Source organism: Azospirillum oleiclasticum (assembly GCF_013423485.1).
In the GTDB taxonomy this organism is placed as follows: domain Bacteria; phylum Pseudomonadota; class Alphaproteobacteria; order Azospirillales; family Azospirillaceae; genus Azospirillum; species Azospirillum oleiclasticum.
In genome coordinates this window covers 139,974-158,373 of the sequence record NZ_JABFFR010000001.1, presented here as the reverse complement: position 1 = coordinate 158,373, position 18,400 = coordinate 139,974, and the positions used below count along the sequence as shown (strand labels likewise).

10 protein-coding genes are annotated in these 18,400 nt (G+C 71.4%); all 10 read left to right on the top strand.

Features of this window, described 5'->3' with window-relative positions; genetic code table 11:
• The first annotated feature begins 43 nt into the window (after positions 1–43).
• On the top strand, positions 44–2,557 hold the full coding sequence (locus HL658_RS00725; RefSeq protein WP_180279981.1) for a serine/threonine-protein kinase: 2,514 nt from the start codon (positions 44–46) through the stop codon (positions 2,555–2,557).
• Between the two features lie 2 nt (positions 2,558–2,559).
• Positions 2,560–4,239 (top strand): alpha/beta fold hydrolase, encoded by a 1,680-nt coding sequence (locus tag HL658_RS00720; protein WP_180279980.1) that lies wholly within the window; start codon positions 2,560–2,562, stop codon positions 4,237–4,239.
• 104 nt (positions 4,240–4,343) lie between these two features.
• Positions 4,344–6,746: a caspase family protein gene (locus HL658_RS37590; protein ID WP_180279979.1), complete on the top strand. Its 2,403-nt coding sequence runs from the start codon at positions 4,344–4,346 to the stop codon at positions 6,744–6,746.
• 54 nt (positions 6,747–6,800) lie between these two features.
• Positions 6,801–7,388: an OmpA family protein gene (locus HL658_RS00710; RefSeq protein ID WP_246337222.1), complete on the top strand. Its 588-nt coding sequence runs from the start codon at positions 6,801–6,803 to the stop codon at positions 7,386–7,388.
• Positions 7,389–7,828: 440 nt separating this feature from the next.
• On the top strand, positions 7,829–9,502 hold the full coding sequence (locus HL658_RS00705) for a nidogen-like domain-containing protein (RefSeq protein WP_180279977.1): 1,674 nt from the start codon (positions 7,829–7,831) through the stop codon (positions 9,500–9,502).
• 36 nt (positions 9,503–9,538) lie between these two features.
• Complete coding sequence (locus HL658_RS00700; RefSeq protein ID WP_180279976.1) at positions 9,539–10,366, top strand: alpha/beta hydrolase; 828 nt, start codon at positions 9,539–9,541, stop codon at positions 10,364–10,366.
• A 355-nt stretch (positions 10,367–10,721) separates the two neighbouring features.
• A complete protein-coding gene (gene icmH, locus HL658_RS00695) occupies positions 10,722–11,957 on the top strand; it encodes a type IVB secretion system protein IcmH/DotU (protein ID WP_246337221.1) in 1,236 nt (411 codons plus the stop codon).
• Between the two features lie 66 nt (positions 11,958–12,023).
• Positions 12,024–15,521 carry a type VI secretion system membrane subunit TssM gene (gene tssM, locus HL658_RS00690; protein ID WP_180279974.1) on the top strand — a complete coding sequence of 1,166 codons (3,498 nt, stop codon included), beginning with the start codon at positions 12,024–12,026 and terminating at the stop codon, positions 15,519–15,521.
• The gene (tagF, locus tag HL658_RS00685) at positions 15,503–16,321 is read left to right on the top strand and encodes a type VI secretion system-associated protein TagF (protein WP_180279973.1); all 819 of its coding nucleotides are present in this window, start codon (positions 15,503–15,505) and stop codon (positions 16,319–16,321) included. The genes tssM and tagF overlap by 19 nt, the downstream gene beginning before the upstream one ends.
• Positions 16,321–18,396, top strand: a complete 2,076-nt coding sequence (locus HL658_RS00680) for a type VI secretion system Vgr family protein (RefSeq protein ID WP_180279972.1) — start codon at positions 16,321–16,323, stop codon at positions 18,394–18,396. Before tagF ends, HL658_RS00680 begins: the two co-directional genes overlap by 1 nt.
• Positions 18,397–18,400 lie beyond the last annotated feature (4 nt).

Sequence of the window (18,400 nt, the reverse complement as noted above, 5' to 3'; positions counted from 1 at the left end):
TCCGGGCCGTCCGCAGCGCGCCGTCCCACGCGACATGGGCATCATGGCTGAGCCGCCTCTCGACGACGACCGCACCCTGATCACCAGCTCGGGCCTGACCGGCCGCGGAACTGGAGCGCCCCGTCCCGAGAACGCCGGCGACGACGTTCCGGTTCCCGACGAAGGTGCGACGCAGGTGAACACGGCCGCCCCGGTGCAGCCGGTCCCCACCGCCGCCGAGCCGACCGCCATCAACGGGACACCGGCCGCGCGGGAGGCGACGGCGCCGCCGCAGGATGCCGCGGCGACCGCGGTCAACACGGGTGCCGCCACACAGCCCGCAACCTCCACCGCCGCACCGGCCGCCTCCACAGGTGGCGAATCCAGCACAATCCAGCCCGGCTCCATCCTCGGCCACACCTACGAGATCGAGGCGGTGGTCGCGCGCGGCGGCATGGGCCGTGTCTACCGCGCCCGCCATGTGGAGCTCGGCACCGCCCACGCCATCAAAGTGATCCTGCCCGAATACGCCGCCGACCCGGCGGTCGTGGAGCTGTTCCGGCGCGAGGCGTCGGTGCTGCGGCAGGTGCGGCACGACGCCGTCGTGGCCTACGACGGCATCAACCGCGACGCCCACAGCCGTCTCTACCTGGTGATGGAGTTCGTGGAGGGACCGTCGCTCGGCAAGATCCTGCGCGACGGACCACTGTCCGAGGAGGACGGCATCACCCTGCTGGAGCGCATGGCGGCCGGCCTGTCGGCGGCGCACGCCAAGGGCGTGGTCCACCGCGACCTGTCGCCCGACAACATCATCCTGCCCGGCGCGCAGGTGGGTGCGGCCAAAATCATCGATTTCGGCATCTCCAAGCAGCTCGCCAACGAGGCGGGGACGATCATCGGCGATGCCTTCGCCGGCAAATACTCCTACGCCTCGCCCGAGCAGTTCGGCATGTATGGCGGCTCGGTCGACGCGCGCTCCGACATCTACAGCATCGGGCTGGTGCTGGTGGAGGCGGTCCGCGGCAAGCGGCTGGACATGGGAGCCAACCCGTCCACCGCCATCCAGGCCCGCATGGCGGCCCCCGACCTGTCGGACCTGCCCGCCCGCATCCGGCCGGCCCTGGCCGCCATGCTGGCCCCCGACCCCAAGGACCGCCCCACCGACTTCGCCGGCATCCTGGCGCTTCTGCCCAAGGCCGCCACCCTGCCGCCCACGCCGCTGCCGGCCAACGACAAGGGCGAGGAGCGGCCGGGCAAGACCGGCGGCATGCCGGTCGGCAAGATCGCCGCCGCGGCTGTCGTCGCGCTGGCGGTGGCCGGCGGCGCCTTCGTCGCGCTGAAGCCCGGCGAGTCGACACAACAGGCGCAGGCTCCACAGCCACCGGTCACACAGACGGTGCAGCCCGCGCAACCCGCGGCGACGGCCACGGCCGAGACCTCCACACCCACCGCACCGCCTGCGGTGCCTGCAAACACGCCGTCCTCCACCGCCGCCGCTCCGACCACACCGGCCGCGGCAATCGAACCGGCACCGACGCCGCCGGCGATCCCGGCCGTCGCCACCCCGACCGCACCGCCACCGCCCCAGCCCGCGGCGGTGGTTGCCGAGCCGTCGCCCGCACCGACACCGACGCCGACGACGCCCACCGCACCCGCCAACACCGAGCCGCCGCGCACCGAGCCCGCCAGGCCGGAGACAGCGGCGGTCCAACCCCAGCTCCTGACCCCGCCGCGGACGGAGCCTCCAGCCGCCCAGCCGGCACCCACCCCGTCCCCAGCCCCGCCGGCGGCCACCCAGGCACCGCAGCCGGCGCCCCAGCCGGCACCTGCCCCCGCCCCGCCCGCCCCGGCGCCGGAGCAGGTGGCGGTGGTGCGACCGCCCTCGCTGGAGGATGTGCGCGCCGCGGCGAAGGACGTGAACCGCAACGTCGGCTGTTCCGGCATCGACATCCGTGAGACGTCGGGCGGCTATCTGCTGGCCGGCTATGCGGGGTCGGAGGCGGACGCGGCCACGCTGCGCGACCGTATCGGGCGGCTGCCGGTCTCCGCCAAGCTGACGCCGCAGATCGCCGTCCGCCCCTGGCCCTTCTGCGACCTGTTGTCGATGGTGCAGCCGGTGTCGGCCGAAGCCGTGCCCGCGAATGACCGCATCCGGATCGAGATGAACCGGCCGTCGCTGGTCTACCGCGACGGCGAGGTGCTGACGCTCACCGTGAAGGCCGGGGCGCGTGGCGGCTTCCTGACGGTCGACTACTACGACCTGGAAGGCAACGCCGTGCACATGCTGCCAATGCCGTTGCGCCGGAACGACAAGCTGGCCGCCGGCGGCTCCCTCACGCTGGGTGCCGACCACGCGTCGGCAACGACGGAGGAGCGGGTCTACACCATCTCCCCGCCCTATGGGCCGGGGATGATCGTCGCGGTGTTGACGCAGTCGCCGCTGTTCCGGTCGGACCGGGCGGAGGTGGAGCCGGTGCGCGACTATGTCGGCAGCTTCCGGGGCGCCTTGGCCCGCGCCCACGGCGCCGGACAGGTGGTCGCCGCGCACAGTGTGTTCTTCGAGACGCGGAGCCGCTGACCATGCCCCCCGGAGCGCCGGCCGGCGGTGCCCGCCGCTGGCCGCTCGTCGCCGGTGCCGGGCTGGCGGTCCTGGCCCTCGCGGCGGGCGGCGTCGTGATGCTGCGCGACGGATCGAGGGACGCTCCCCCAGCGGTGACGGCGGCGGTGGCACCACCCCCCGCCGCTGCGCCGCCAACAACGTCCCCCACCGGAACGCCCGCGGCCCCGACGCCCGCGGCAATGGCGCCACCGCCCGTCCCGTCCGAGCCGGTCAGGCCAGCCGTCGGGCGTCTGACTCCGGCCGATTGCCCGCCCCTTCCCCTGCCCGGCCCCGCCGCGCGCTGCGCGCATCTGCACGCGGCGCTGGACTGGCAGCGGCCGGACGGCACCGCGATCACGATGTTCGTCACGGTGCTGCCGTCGCTCGCCCCCGCCCCCGTGGCCGACCCGCTTCTGGTGCTGAGCGGCGGCCCCGGCCAGGCCGGCAGCGCGGAGGCGGCTGTCATGGGCAAGGTTCTGGAGCCGGTGCGCCGTTCCCGCGATGTGATCCTGGTGGACCAGCGCGGCACCGGCCGCTCGACGCCCGCTTTGCGCTGCGACCGCATCGGCCCGGCGACCTTCTGGTACGGCGGCCTGACGGCCGACGCGGTGCGGGAGTGCTTCGCGCCGCTCCGCGCGGCCGGCATCGACCTGTCGCATTTCGACACCCGGCAGAGCGCCCGCGACCTGCTGGCGCTGCGTCACGCCCTGGGCATCGAGCGCTGGAACCTGCTCGCCACCTCCTACGGGGCGGTGCTGGCGCAGGCGCTGCTGCGCATCGACGCGGCGGCAGTGCGCAGCCTCGTGCTCAATTCGCCGAGCACGGTCGACGCCACCTGGCTCGACCTCGACCGCTTCCGCGACACCCGCCGCGCCTTCGACATGATGGCGGAGGATTGCGCCGCGCAGCCGGACTGCGCGCGCGCCTACCCCAACATCCGCAACAGCGTGGCGCAGCTCGCCAAGACCCTGACGGACCGGCCGCTCCTGCTGCGCACCAGCGACGCCGGGGGGGACGCGGCGCGCACTGTCGGCTGGGACGCGGTGGCCCCGGTGGTCGGGTTCCGGCTCGGCGCCGGGGCCGGCATGACGGCCGTGCCCGCCCTGCTCGACCGGCTCGATCGCATGGCGACGGGGCGGCTGCCGAACGATGCGACGGCGGTGCGGCGGGTGTTGCTGCCCGACGACATCGCCAAGCCACTGGACGAGTTGGCCTATGGCCTCAACCTCGTGATCGGCTGCCGCGAGAACCGGCCGCGCGTGGACGCCGGCCGGGCGCGCGCCGAGGCGGCGGCGCTGCATCCCTTCGTGGCGCCGGACCACGTGGAGACCGACTATGACGTGGCCTGCCCGGTGCTGGGGCTGCCGCCGGTCGATCCGTCCTTCTACGACCCGGTGGTCAGCGACGCCCCGGCCCTGATCCTGACCGGCGCCTACGACACGCTGGTGGCGCGGTCGCGCGTCGACGGGCTGCGGCGGACGCTGACACGGTCGGTCGCCGTCAGCTTCCGGGGCGTCGGGCACGACGTGCTGGGGGCCAGCGCCTGCGCCGGCGGGATCCTGGCGGCTTTCGTCGAGGCGCCGGGCTCCTCCGCCCCACCGAAGGAGTGCGCCGAACGCTTCCTCCCCCCCGCTTTCGACCTTCCCTCGGCCGCACCGTGAACGCCGGCCGACATGACGGGTGTGCGCCCATGATGTACAATCCAGGGATCGGTGATCGTCCAGGATCGGCGGCCGGAGGTGATCCGGCAGCGAGGAGATGGAACGTGACGACGCATCGCCGCCGCACCGCGGCGCTTTTGCCGGCCATCGGCATGCTGGCGGCCCTGTTGGGTGTGGCCGCCGTGTCGGCGCCGGAGCCGGCCTCGGCCCAGGCCATGCTGCGCAATCAGACACGCATCACCAACGACGCGATCCGGCGGCAGGTGCAGAACGCGCTGCGCCCGTTGCTGGTGGTCCGCAACACCATCGGCCCGGTGCTGGCGATGGAGACGTCGGCCGACGGGCGGCGCGCGGCCTTCGCGTTCGCCGATGGCGTACGCGTGTGGGATCTGGAAAACGGCCTGCAGATCGGCGTCGTACCGGCGACCGGGCTGCGCGCCCTGGCCATCGCCGGCGGCACGCGCACCCTGGCGACCGCCGACGCGACCGGCACCGTGACGCTGTGGGACGCCGGCACCGGCACCGCGCTGCGCCGGCTGACCGGAGCGGGCGCTGTCGATACGCTGACCCTGTCGGCGGACGGCTCGCTGGTCGCCGCGGCGGGGGCGGACGGCCGGGTGCGGCTGTGGAACACCGCGGACGGCCGCTCCCTCCCCACGCCCGCCGGCGCCGGGGCGGTGGCGGCCCTGGCCTTCAGCCCGTCGGGCGCCCGGCTGGCCGCCGGCGGCGCCGACGGCACGGTGCGGCTGATCGACACCGCCAACGGGGCCGTGGCCGGCACGCTGTCCACCGACGGCGCCGCACTCACCCGGCTGGCCTTCGCCGACGAGGCGACGCTGGCCGGCGGTGGCGCCGATGGCCGCGTCCGCGTTTGGCGCGGCGGCCGGGCCTCGCCCGAGCGGACGATGCGGGCGGGCGACGGCCCGGTCCGCACCCTGGCGGTGCGGCCGGACGGAACGGTCGCGGCCGGCAGCGCCGGACAGCCGGTGACGGTGTGGGACGCGCGCGGCGCGCGGTTGAGTTCCGCCGGCGCCGCGGACTTCGCCGGGTTCCCGGCCGTTGGCGAGCGGCTGCTGACCGCGGGGGCGGACGGGCGCGGGCGGCTGTGGGACGCGCGCAGCGGTGCGGCGGTCGGGCAGATGATCATGACGCGCGGCGGCTGGTCGGTGGTGGACGGCGCCGGGCGCTACGACGGATCGGACGGCGGCGTCGCCGACATCGCGCGGCAGGCCGACCAGGAACTCTACGAGATGCCCAGCTTCGCCGAGCCCTATTACGAGCCGGGGTTGCTGGCGAAGCTGTTGCGGGCGCCCAACCAGATGCTGACCGCCAACGCCCCGCCGGTGGAGGCCGGGATCGCGCCGCCGCCGGTGGTCGAGCTTGCGGCGCCGTCCGGCGGAGCCGTCGGCCCCGCGCAGGTCACCGTCACCGCGACGGACCGCGGCGGCGGGCTGGAGACGGTGATCCTCTACCTGAACGGCAAGGCGGTCGGGCCGGCGCGGCTGACGGCCAGCCGGGACGAGACGCGGGGCGGCCAGCCGGTGCGGGTGCTGACCTACACCGTCGATCTGGTAGCGGGCACCAACCGCCTGCGCGCGATGGCGCTGGGCGGCAACCGCATCGAGAGCCTGCCGGCGGAAGCGACCGTGCCGGTCAGCGCGCCGCCGGGTGCGCCGCCGCCGACGCTGCACCTCGTGGTCGTCGGCATCAACCAGTACGCCAACCCGGCGCTCGCGCTGAACTACGCCGTCGCCGACGCGCGTGGCCTGACCGGGTGGGGCAAGGCCGGGGCCAAGCCGATCTTCGGCGCCGTCAAGCTGTACGAGCTGTACGACCGGCAGGCGACCCGGCCGAACATCCAGCGGCTCTTCGCACAGCTCGAGTCCACCCGTCCGGAGGACGTGGTGATGGTCTATTACGCCGGCCATGGCGAGACGGCGAACGACACGTGGCATATGCTGCCCACCGAGTTCGGCCGCGGTGTACCGTTCGAGCTGGCGGCGTCCGACGGCCGCAGCGTCACCGCATTCCGCGACGCGCTGGTGAAGTCGGTCACGGCCGACGGCATTCCGGCGAGCGAGCTGCGCGACCAAATCCTCAGGATCGGGGCGCAGCGCGTGCTGGTCCTCATCGACGCCTGCAAGTCGGGTGCCCTGAACCGCGCCTTCGACGGCTTCGCCGACCGCAAGCACCTGCAGACGCTGAGCCAACAGTCCGGCATCCACATCCTCGCCGCCACCGCCAAGGAGCAGCTGGCGGTGGAGATCGAGCAGCTCGGCCATGGCGCCTTCACCTACGCCGTGCTCCAGGCGCTGCAGGGTGCGGCCGACCGCAGCCCGGCGGACGGGGTGGTGACGGCGCGTGAGCTGCTGGACAACGCGGTGGCCCAGGTGCCGATCTTCGCCTTCCGCTACGCCAACAGCGAACAGTTCCCGACCGTCTTCTCCCGCGGGGCCGACTTCGCGGTCGGTCCCGCCACGAAGAAGCCGGTCAAAGCCAAGAAGTAGCCGCCGCCGGCGCAAGCCGCGCGGCCCATGATCAGGATCGAGGGGGTTCACGTCATGAAGCGCAGCACGTTTGTCGCGTTGTTCATGGGCGCATCGCTGGCGCTCGGATCGGTCACCGCCATGGCGGCCGACGCACCACCGGCGGCGACCACCGCCGACGAGTTCATCCGCGGCCTGGTCGCACCGCCCCCGGCTCCGGGCGCCGGGGTGCGCACCCGCGGCATCGCGCTCGGCACCGGGGCGGCTCCGGCCGCACCGGCCACCGCCACGGCACCGGCGGCCACCGCGCCGGCCGCCCGCCCGCGGGTGCGGTTCCAGGTGGAGTTCGCCTTCAACTCCGCCGAGCTGTCGCCCAGGGCGACGCAGATCCTGAACGAGCTGGGTCGCGCGCTGTCCTCGCCGGATCTCAGCCCGTTCCGCTTCCAGCTCTCCGGTCACACCGACGCGACCGGCCGCGCCGACTACAACGTCGACCTGTCGCGCCGGCGGGCGCAGGCCGTGCGCGACTATCTCGTGCAGAACTTCTCGATCCCCGCCGCGCGGCTGGACACCATCGGGCTGGGGTCGCAGATGCTGCTGGACACGGCCAACCCCGCGAGCGGCGTCAACCGTCGGGTCGAGATCACCAACCTCGGCTCCTGACGCACCGTCCCGACGTCCAATTCCCGGTTTCGCCACGCCGCCGCCCCATGCAAGGGGCGGCGGCGCTTTTGTGTGTGCCCGCCGACCCGTGGACCGGGATGATCGTCGGGGCCGGCGGCTCCGACGCTGAGGATGGTGCGTCGCCCCAGATGGCTGGCTACGCGCGACCGACTCCGCTCCTGCATGCAGGATTCTTGCAACAGTCCCGCAAAATCCGCATGCCGGACCCACCGCGACCATCGGTGATGGCTTGACGCAATCCCGATTGCGCCGGTAGCGGTTAAGTGGATGCGGTCGATTACTTGCCAAGTGGAAGCAACACTTTCGGATGAAACGGTCACGATGCAATCGTTATGGTACGTACTTCCAGCATCGGCTGGTCAGGTCATAGATAATTGGTTCGATGCATAAATCGTTACTTGCCACGATCGGGGGATGGCATGCGGATCGGGATAAAGGGGTTGATCGCGCTGGGTGCGTTGCTGGGGACAACCGCCCTGACGACGGAACCGGTGCACGCGCAGGCGATGCGCGACACAAGCGGCTTCTCCCTGTCGACCCTGCCGCGCAACGACGACAGCTTCTCCGACGCTACGCCGCTGGGTTTCAGCGCCAATTTCTTCGGAACCAGCACGACGTCGCTGTACGTCAACAACAACGGCAACCTGACCTTCCGATCCGGCCTGTCGGCCTTCACGCCGACCACGCTGTCGGCGCAGGCGCAGCCGATCATCGCCGGCTTCTGGTCCGATGTGGACACCCGCCCGGCCAACGGCGGCACTGTCCAGTACGGCACCGGTTCAGTGAACGGCCGCTCCGCCTTCGTCGCCAACTGGAACGGCGTCGGCTATTTCCCCAACGGGACCGACCGCACCAACAGCTTCCAGATCATGCTGATCGACCGCGCCGACACCGGGGCCGGCAATTTCGATATCGAGCTGAACTACCAGCAGATCCAGTGGGATCTGAACGCCGCACGAGCCGGCTATGCCAACGGAGTGGAGGGTGGCGCCACCTTCGAGCTTCCGGGCTCCGGCGAAGCCGGCGCCTTCCTCGACAGCAACACCGTGACGGCGCTGATCCAGCAGACCAACACCGGCGTGCCAGGCCGCTACCTGTTCCTGGTGCGCGACGGCGTGGTGGTGGAGGTCGTGCCGATCGACCCCACCACCGTCTCGGCAGCCGCCCAGGAGGCCTCGGTCGAGGACACCGCCCCGGCCGAGGTGCGCGCCGCGGTCCGTACCGTGGTGTCCACCATCAACAACCGGCTGCGCCAGCTCCGCGGCGCGGACGGTACCTACCGCGCCGCCAACGCCGACGGCGGCAACGCGGCCATGATCGCCTTGAGCGGCCTGTCCGGCGGCAACGGCGCCAACGCCATCGGCATGTGGGTGGACTACACCTACGGCAACCTGCGCGGTTACGGCGACAGCAACCGGTACAAGGCGCACACCAACACCGTCTTCGTCGGCGCCGACTACGCAATCTCGCCGAAGCTCGTGGTCGGGCTCGCGGTCGGTTACGACCAGGCCCATCTCAGCAGTTCAAGCACCAACAACCTGCGTCAGACCCGCGGCGGCTCCGCCACGCTCTACGCCGGCTACCTGATCACCGACTGGCTGCAGGCGTCGGTCCAGGGCACCTGGAGCCGTCTGCAGAACGACATCGAGCAGACGACGCTGGCCGGCACCATCGCCGACGGCGACAGCCGCTCCGACCGCTATGTGCTGGGTGCCGCCCTGGCGGCCTTCAAGTCCTACGACGCGGTGACGCTGACCGGCACCGTCGGCTACAACCGGGCCCGCGAGGGCTTCGACAGCTACGTCAGCTCCGACGGCGCGCGGGTCAGCCCGGACGCCACCCGGCTCGGCCAGATCCAGTTGGGCGGCGAGGCCGCCTACAATTTGGAGAAGGGGCAGGCCTATGTCAGCGCGACGTGGGAGTGGGACGTCGTCCGCTCCGACGACGGCGACCGCAACGGTGCCGTGCTCGGCGCCGGCTTCCGTTACAGCGCCATGGAGAACCTTCAACTTGGCCTCGCCGCGACTGCCCAGGTGGCGCGAAGCGACGAGCGCCAGTTCACGCTGGGCGCCAACCTCCGCTATTCCTTCTGAGTGGTTGCGGGCTGAATGGCTGTGCGACGCGCGCGCATGGTCGGACGGACAGCGATCGCCCCGCTCCTGGTGGTCGTCGTCCTCGCCGCCTGCGCGGCTACGCCGGCCGAACGGCGGGCGTTGGCGCGGCGGATCGCGACGGACGCCGGGTTGGAGTCGCGGCGTTACACGGCCGGCGCCTTCACCCTGGCGGGATGGCTGCGGCGGGGCGACCGCGGCCCGCTGGTGGTGGTGATCGAATCCGACGGTTACGCCTGGGCCAGCCGCAACCAGCCATCGGCGGACCCGACGCCACGCGACCCGATGGGGCTGCGTCTGGCCGTGGCGGACCCGGCTCCGCGCCTCCTCTATCTCGCCCGGCCCTGCCAGTACGCGGACGCCGCCCTTGATGCGGCGTGCCCGTCACGCCTGTGGACCAGCCACAGGTTCGCGCCGGAGGTCATCGACGCGCTCGGATCGGCGATCGACGCCGCCAAACGGGAAACCGGTGCGGCGCGGGTGCTGCTCGGCGGGGTTTCGGGTGGCGGTGTCGCGGCAGCCCTGCTCGCCGGACGCCGCGAGGATGTGGACGGCCTGATCACCATGGCCGCACCGCTCGACCACGCCGCCTGGACGGCGCACCATGGCGTCAGCCCGTTGTCCGGGTCGCTCGACCCGACCGTCTGGGGGGACCGGCTGCGCCGGCTGCCCCAGCTTCACGCCGCCGGAGCGGACGACTCGGTGGTGCCGCCCGCGCTCGTCATCCGGTTCACGGAACGTGTCGGATTGCCGCAGCCGATGGTCGTGTCCGGCCAGGGGCACGAGGATGATTGGACCGGTGTCTGGGGCCACCTCCGGCGAACCCTGGACGCACCCAGTCGTTGAGCCCCCCCTGTGGCAACGCCGACACCGCTCGATTTGCGTCAGGCAATGACCGCCCGGTGTGTTGTGACAAGCCCACGACAAACCGAATCGGGAACCGTCGCAGACCCGAATTGGAAGCAGCCGTCGCCTTAAGAACGCGCAACATGGTGTTGAATGATCCGAATATCTTAGCCAGACTACGCGGGCTGCCGCGGGCGGCATCCTTCCACAATGCGGTCATCCGCCGATGAACTCCGACCCGACGTCCGACGACTATGAAGGTACGGTCATAGTACCGACCCCCGGTGGACGGGCATCGCCGGCGCCGGGCGTCGCCCCCGCCGCGAGCGCACCGGCACCGCTTCCGCCGGCCGCGATGTCGGAGACCGGTATCAACCCGCTGGTTGCGGCGGCCACGCCGGTGCTGGCGCTCGCCACCCGGTTGCGGGGCCAGACCGAGTCGCCTGATCCGGAAGCGCTGCGCGAGCGTGCGGTGCGCGCCATCAAGGAATTCAATGGCCGCGCCAAGGACGCCGGGATCACCGGCGACACGCTGCGCTACGCCAACTACCTGCTGTGCGCCACGGTGGACGACGTGGTGCTGAACACGCCCTGGGGCAGCAACAGCTCCTGGGCGACCCACAACCTCGTGCCCATCTTCCACAAGGAGGTGATCGGCGGCGATCAGGTCTTCGTGCTGCTCGACCGCCTGCAGCAGGATCCGGCCAGTCGCCGCGACCTGCTGGAGCTGGGCTATCTCTGCCTGTCGCTGGGGTTCGAGGGGCGCACGCGCATCACGAACCGAGGCCAGTCGGAACTGTCGAGCCACCGGTCCAAGCTCTACGGCACCATCCGGAAGCTGCGCGGCGCCTTCGATCCCGACCTGTCGCCCAACTGGCGGGGGCTGGACGTGCCGGCGGTGGTCCGCCGCCGTGCCCTGCCCGTGTGGGCCGGGGCGGTGGCGGCGCTGGCCCTGGTGACCTTCCTGTTCCTCGGATTCAGCTATCTCTTGAACGGGCGTTCCGACGCGGTGTACGCCCAGGCAGCCACGCTGCCGCCGACCGGCGCCGTGGCGCTCGACCTGCCGGCCCCACCGCCGCCGCCCGCCCCCATCATCGCCGTCATGCCCCCGCCGCCCGATCCGCCGCGCCCCAGCGGCGGCGAGCGGGTGCGCAAGTTCCTGGAGCGCGAGATCGCCGAGGGGCTGGTGCAGGTGACCGAGACGCAGAGCGAGATCGTCGTCCGGCTTCGGGGCCAGGGCATGTTCGCGTCGGGCAGCGCCGCGCTGGAGACGGGCATCCTGCCCGTGCTCAAGCGCGTGGCCGAGGCCATCGACGACGAGCCGGGGCGCGTGCTGGTCACCGGCCACACCGACAATGTGCCCATCCAGGGCGGCATGAAGCTGCGCTTCCCGTCCAACTTCCACCTGTCCAAGGCGCGGGCGGACGAGGTGCTGAAGATCGTCGCCGGGGCGTTGAAGGACCGCGGTAGGATCACCGCCGAGGGCCGCGCCGACACCGAGCCGGTGGCCAGCAACGCCACCGCCGACGGGCGGTCGGCCAACCGCCGCATCGACCTGATCCTGATGAAGACGGGGGCATCCCCCACCTGAGCGCGGGCGCGGGACACGCCGTCCCGCACCCGCACCGGTCCTGTTCAAAGCGCAAGGATGCTTCCCGTGAACCCGGCCCTCGCCTTCCTTCTGTCGCTTCCCGTTCTCGCCTTCGCCGGTGCCGCGGCACTGGGGGCGGTGCTGTGGTTCACCGGCCCGCTGATCGGGCTGGAGAGCGAGCTGCTGCGTCTGGCCGCCGTCGCCGGCCTGTTCATCATCGCCGGGGCCGCCGTCGTCTGGCAGGTCCTGCGCCGCAAGAAGGTGGAGAAGGCACTCGCCGACGGCATGACCGGCGCCGCCGATCCGACGCTTGCCAGCCGCGAGGAGCAGGCCGCCCTGCACGACCGCTTCGTCAAGGCGCTCGACCTCCTGAAGAAGGCCAAGGGCGGCAAGCTGGACGAGGCCAGCCTGTACGAGCTGCCCTGGTACGTCATCATCGGCCCGCCCGGCTCCGGCAAGACGACCGCGCTCGCCCACAGCGGCCTGCGCTTCCCGCTGGCCGGCGAGGGCGGGCAGAAGCCGCTGAAGGGCATCGGCGGCACCCGGCAGTGCGACTGGTGGTTCACCGACGAGGCGGTGATGATCGACACCGCCGGGCGCTACACCACCCAGGACAGCGACGCCGGCGTCGATCAGGCGGGGTGGAAACGGTTCCTCGAACTGCTCAAGGAGAACCGGCCGCGCCAGCCGATCAACGGCGCGCTGGTCGCGATCAGCATCGCCGATCTCGCCACACGCGATTCCGCCGAACGCCTGTCGCACGCCCGTGCGGTGCGCCAGCGCCTGCGCGAGCTGGCCGACGTGTTCGGCGTGCGCTTCCCGATCTATGTGCTGTTCACCAAGACCGACCTCGTCGCTGGCTTCACCGAGTTCTTCGACCCGCTGTCGGCGGAGGAGCGGCGGCAGGTCTTCGGCATGACCTTCCCGCTCGACGACGGTTCGTCGGAAGGCGGCGTGGTCGGGCAGTTCGGGCCGGAGTTCGACCGGCTGTTGCTGCGCCTGAACGACCGTGTCATCGACCGCGTGAACGACGAGCGCGACCATGAGCGGCGCGGCCTCGTCTTCGCGTTCCCGACGCAGTTCGCCTCGCTGAAGGAGCCGGCGTCCGAATTCCTGACCGAGGTCTTCCTGCCCTCCCGCTTCGAGGCGCGGCCGCTGCTGCGCGGCGTGTACTTCACCTCCGGCACGCAGGAGGGCACGCCCTTCGACCGGCTGATGGGCGCGCTGGTGCAGACCTTCGGCCTGCGCCGGACGGCGCTGCGCGCCTTCAGCGGCCAAGGCCGCAGCTTCTTCCTGGAGCGGCTGCTGCGCGAGGTGGCCTTCCGCGAGGCCGGAATCGTCGGCACCGATCCGAAGGTGGAGGGCCAGCGCAAGGCGCTGCGCCGCGCCGCCTTCGCTACGCTGGCGATCATCGTGGCGGGAGCCGCCGGTGTGTGGGGCTGGAGCTACCTGCAGAACGAACGGCTGGTGGCCGCCTTCGATGAGGCGATCGCCGATTACCGCAAGACCGCCGAGGCGCTGCCCGCACGCGTTGCGGATGGCGACCTGCGCCCGGTCCTGCCGGTGCTGGAGACGCTGCGCACGCTGCCGGCCGGCTACGAGACGCTTGCCAGGGGCGGGGCGCTGGCCCCGGATTTCGGCCTCTACCAGGGTGAGAAGCTGGCCGCCGCCGGCGACACGGCCTACCGCCGGGCGCTCGCCGGACTGCTGGCCCCGCGTCTGGTCCACCGCGCGCACACCGCACTGGCCGCCCTGCTCGACGGCCCGACCCCGACGGGAGAGGAGGCCGAGCGGCTGCTGGCGGTCTATCTCGGCCTGTCCGGCAACGGCCAGGCCGACGCCGATCTCGCCCGGCTGTGGCTCGGCGGGCAGCTGGTGCGCGAAGGCTTCGGCCCGGAAGACGTCAAGCGCGCGGATGCCCACCTGACCGCGCTGCTGGAGCGCCCGATCCCGCGCATGGAGCTGTCGCAGCCGCTCATCGAACGGGCCCGCGCCCTGGTGCGGGAGCAGACCCCGGCCGCTCGCGCCTACGCCCGGCTGAAGCGGAACGCCACGGCGGCGCAGCTCGCCGCGTGGCGCCCGATCGACCATGGCGGCCCGGAGATGGCGCGGGTCTTCCAGCGCCCGTCCGGCGGCAAGCTCACCGACGGGGTGCCCGGCCTCTACACCTATCAGGGCTTCCACACGCATGTGCTTCCCAAGCATGGCGCCGCCACCCAGGCCGTGCGCGACTCCGCCTGGCTGCTCGGCGAGCAGCCGGCCGCGGACGGCAAGGACGCGCTTGATACGGAGCTGATGACCCTGTACCTGCGCGACTACGCCGCAGCGTGGGACGAGCTGCTGGGCGACATGGCGCTGGTGCCGACCAACGACCTGCGGCAGGTCGCCGCGCAGGTCAACCTGTTGGCCGGCGGCAGCTCGCCGATGAAGCAGCTCCTGCAGGCGGTGGCGCAGCAGACGACCCTGGCGCGGCTTCCGCAGGTGCCGGGCGCGCCGGCGGCCCCGGCGACGGGGGCGGCCGCGGCGCTCGCCCAGGCGGCCGTGTCGACCGGCCCTCTGGCGCTCGCCGCGCAGATCGTGGACAGCCGCTTCCGCCTCCTCAACGACTTCTCGTCGCCCGCCGCCGGCGCGCCGGCGCGCATCGACGATCTGTCCAAGTCGCTGGAGATGGTCTTCACCGACCTGAGCCGTCTGCTCGGCAGCCGCGACCAGGGCCAGGGGCTGCTCGACGCCACCCAGGGCGGCAGCGACGCCTTCCTCCGCCTGAACACGGAGGCCGCGTCGGTCCCCTACCCGGTCAAGGGCTGGGTGGAGCAGATCCTGCGCAGCCACTCCACCCACGCGGTGGGTGGTGCGCGGGCCCGGCTGAACGCGGAGTGGCAGACCAACGTCCTTCCCTGGTGCCGCCGGTCGCTCGACAACCGCTACCCCTTCGCGCGCGGTGCGGCGACCGAGGTGGCGCTGGACGACTTCGTCCGGCTGTTCGCACCGGGCGGCCTGATCGACGGCTTCTTCGAAACGCGGCTGCGGCCCTATGTCGACACCTCCGCCGATCCCTGGCGCTGGCAGCGGGTGGACGGGGTTGATCTCGGCATCTCCCCCTCGGTGCTGGTTCAGTTCCAGAAGGCCACGCGCATCCGCGACGCCTTCTTCACCACCGGCGGCAAGGAGCCGGGCGCGCGCTTCGACCTGAAGGCGGTGTCCATCGACCCCGGCCTCGACCAGGTGGCGATGACGGTGGACGGGCAGGCGCTGGCTTTCGCGAACGGCTCGCCTCAGGCTTTCTCGGTGCAGTGGCCGGGCTCGTCGGGCGCGCGGCAGGTGCTGATGACCTTCGTGCAGCCGCAGCCGGCGATCCCGCTGACGGTGAATCGCGACGGCCCATGGGCTTTCCTGCGGCTGCTCGACGGATCCGGCCTGCGGGCGACCAAGGATCCCACGCGCTACCATTTCGGCGTCAGCGACGGGGTGCACCGCGCGATCTTCGAGGTCCGGGCCGGCAGCGCGCTGAACCCGCTCAACCTCCCCGACCTGAAGGACTTCCGGTGTCCGCCCCAGCTCTGACGGAGGCGGCCCCGACCGGCCCCGGCTTCCACGGCAAGATGCCGGCCAACGGCGACTTCGTCGCCCGCCGGCTGCCACGGTCCTTCGTCGATCCGTGGCATGGCTGGCTGGAGGACGGGCTGGAGGCGAGCCGCAACACCCTCGGACCCGGCTGGCTGGACCTCTACCTGAACGCCCCCGTCTGGCGCTTCGCGCTGAGCGGCGGCGCCTGCGGGGCGGACGCGGTCGCCGGCGTGATGATCCCCAGCGTCGATAAGGTGGGCCGCTACTTCCCGATGGTGGTCGCCCGCCCACTGCCGGAGGACACCGCCCCGGCCCTTCTGCCCCTCGCCGCGGCGGAGCCCTGGTTCGCGGCGGCCGAAGCGCTGGCCCTGTCGGCGCTCGACCGCGCCACGACGGTGGAGGGTCTCGAACGCGGGCTGGACGGGCTGCCGCCACTGGATGTGCCGGCACCGGTTCCCGGCACGGTGCCGGAACCCGACCCGCTGCTCGGCACGCGCTTCGCCGGCCGGATCCTGGAGTCGCTGAACGATGATTCCGGAGCCCTGTACGGCGGGCTCGTGCACGGCATGCTGCGCCGCTCGTCCGGCCAGTATACAGTCTGGTGGACCGACGGATCGGACCGGGTGGCGGCCGGAATGCTGGTGGCCGCCGGGATGCCGGAGGCCGATGCCTTCGCCAGCCTCCTCGATGGTGACTGGTCGCGTTGGTCGGCGGCGATGCCCATGCCGGGTGCGTCCGCCGCGGATGACGGGATGGACGGATTTCCGCCGGCCGCCGAATCGTCGGAGTGGGACTGATGAGCGAGTTCAAGCAGGCGACGCGCCTTCTGACGATCACCACGCCGCTCGGCCCCGACGCCCTGCTCCTGCAGTCGCTGGAGGGCGAGGACGCCATCTCGCAGCCCTTCCACTTCACGCTCCAGTGCCTCAGCACGCGCGAGGAGATCAAGCCGCAGGAACTGGTCGGGCTGCCGGTCACCGTCACCATCGACGTGCAGGGTGACGAAGTCCGTTACATCAACGGCATCGTCCGCCACATGGTGCGCGGCCTGCCGGTCTCCCGCGATTTCCGGCTCTACACGCTGGAGATCGTGCCCTGGTTCTGGTTCCTGCGCTACACCCGCGACCACCGCATCTTCCAGAAGAAGACCGTACCCGCGATCATCAAGGAAATCTTCGACGAGCTGAGCTTCGATCACTACGACACCAAGAAGCTGACCGGCAGCTACGGCGAACGAGACTATTGCGTCCAGTATGGCGAGTCCTATTTCGATTTCGTGTCACGGCTGATGGAAGAAGAGGGAATCTTCTATTACTTCTCCCATGTGAACGGCCGGCACACGATGGTGCTAGGGGATGGCGCCACCGCCTACAGCAAATGCGCGCAGTCCGAGATCGTCTTTTCCGCCAATGGCGCCTACGCGCAGAGCATCCAGACCTGGGACCACGGCTTCTCCTATCTGACCGGCCGGACGGTGCGGAAGGACTATGATTTCGAGACACCCAAGCAGCACCTGATCGCCGAGACACCCAGCCGCATCGACCTTCCCGGCATGAAGCGGCTGGAGAACTACGAGTATCCCGGCCGCTTCGTGAAGAAGCCGGAGGGTGACGGCATCGCCAAGCGCCAGATGGAGATCGACGAGGCCGGGCACGAGACGGCCATCGGCAGCAGCGACTGCCGCACTATGTTCGCCGGCGGCAGCTTCACGCTGAGCCGCCACGACTGCCCGTCGGAGCAGGGCAAGGCCTGGGCGATCACCAGCGTCCGCCATGCCGCGATGAACACACCCTTCCTGGCCGGCCAGACCGGCAAGGAATCCTACACGAACAGCTTCACCTGCATCCCCAGCTCGGTCGGCTTCCGGCCGGAACGGGTGACGCCCAAGCCCGGCATCGACGGCATCCAGACCGCCTTCGTCGTCGGCCCCGAGGGCGAGGAGATCCACACCGACAAGTACGGCCGCGTGAAGGTGCAGTTCCACTGGGACCGCCGCGGCCAGTACGACGACAAGAGCTCCTGCTGGATCCGCACCAGCCAGAGCTGGGCCGGGCGCAACTGGGGCGGCATGACCATCCCGCGCGTCGGAATGGAGGTCGTGGTGTCCTTCGTGGACGGCAACCCCGACCGGCCGCTGATCACCGGCTTCGTCAACAACGCCGACAACATGCCGCCCTACCCGCTCCCCGACGAGCGGACCAAGAGCAGCCTGAAGACCCGGTCCACGCCCGGCGGCAAGGGATTCAACGAGCTGCGCTTCGAGGACAAGAAGGGCAAGGAGCAGATCTTCATCCACGCCGAGCGCGACCTGCACAGCCGCACCAAGCGCGAAGTGCGGGAGTGGATCGGCGCGGACCGCCACCTGATCGTCAAAGGCGCGCAGTTCGAGCTGGTGGACAAGAACCTGCACGGTCACGTCAAGGGCGACCGGCTGGAGAAGGTCGCCGGCGGCACCTCGCTCGACGTCGGCATGGATGTGCACGAGAAGGTCGGCATGAACTTCGTGCACAAGTCCGGCATGAACGTGATGATCGAGGCCGGTATCTCGATCAACCTGAAGGTCGGCGGCAACTTCATCACCATCAACCCGGCCGGCATCTTCATCCAGGGCAACCTCGTCTTCATCAACTCCGGCGGTTCGCCGGCCGGGCTGTCGGCGTCGCCGGAAGCACCGGAGGAGGCGCAGCCGGCGGTGGACGCCAAGCCCGGCGAGGTCGAGAAGCCGCCTCCGCCGAAGGTCCTGCCCAAGCCGCCCGCATTCCGCCTGCCGGTGGTGGAGGCGCAGGTGGAGACGCTGAAGAAGGCGTCGGAGGCCGGCACCCCCTTCTGTGAAGTCTGCGCCGCCGCGGCGGCCAAGGCCGCGGGGTTGTAAGCGG

Coding starts and splice junctions, on each gene's coding strand:
- HL658_RS00725 (WP_180279981.1), top strand. CDS start 44: ATGGCTGAGCCGCCTCTCGACGACGACCGCACCCTGATCACCAGCTCG.
- HL658_RS00720 (WP_180279980.1), top strand. CDS start 2,560: ATGCCCCCCGGAGCGCCGGCCGGCGGTGCCCGCCGCTGGCCGCTCGTC.
- HL658_RS00710 (WP_246337222.1), top strand. CDS start 6,801: ATGAAGCGCAGCACGTTTGTCGCGTTGTTCATGGGCGCATCGCTGGCG.
- HL658_RS00705 (WP_180279977.1), top strand. CDS start 7,829: ATGCGGATCGGGATAAAGGGGTTGATCGCGCTGGGTGCGTTGCTGGGG.
- HL658_RS00700 (WP_180279976.1), top strand. CDS start 9,539: ATGGTCGGACGGACAGCGATCGCCCCGCTCCTGGTGGTCGTCGTCCTC.
- icmH (WP_246337221.1), top strand. CDS start 10,722: ATGTCGGAGACCGGTATCAACCCGCTGGTTGCGGCGGCCACGCCGGTG.
- HL658_RS00680 (WP_180279972.1), top strand. CDS start 16,321: ATGAGCGAGTTCAAGCAGGCGACGCGCCTTCTGACGATCACCACGCCG.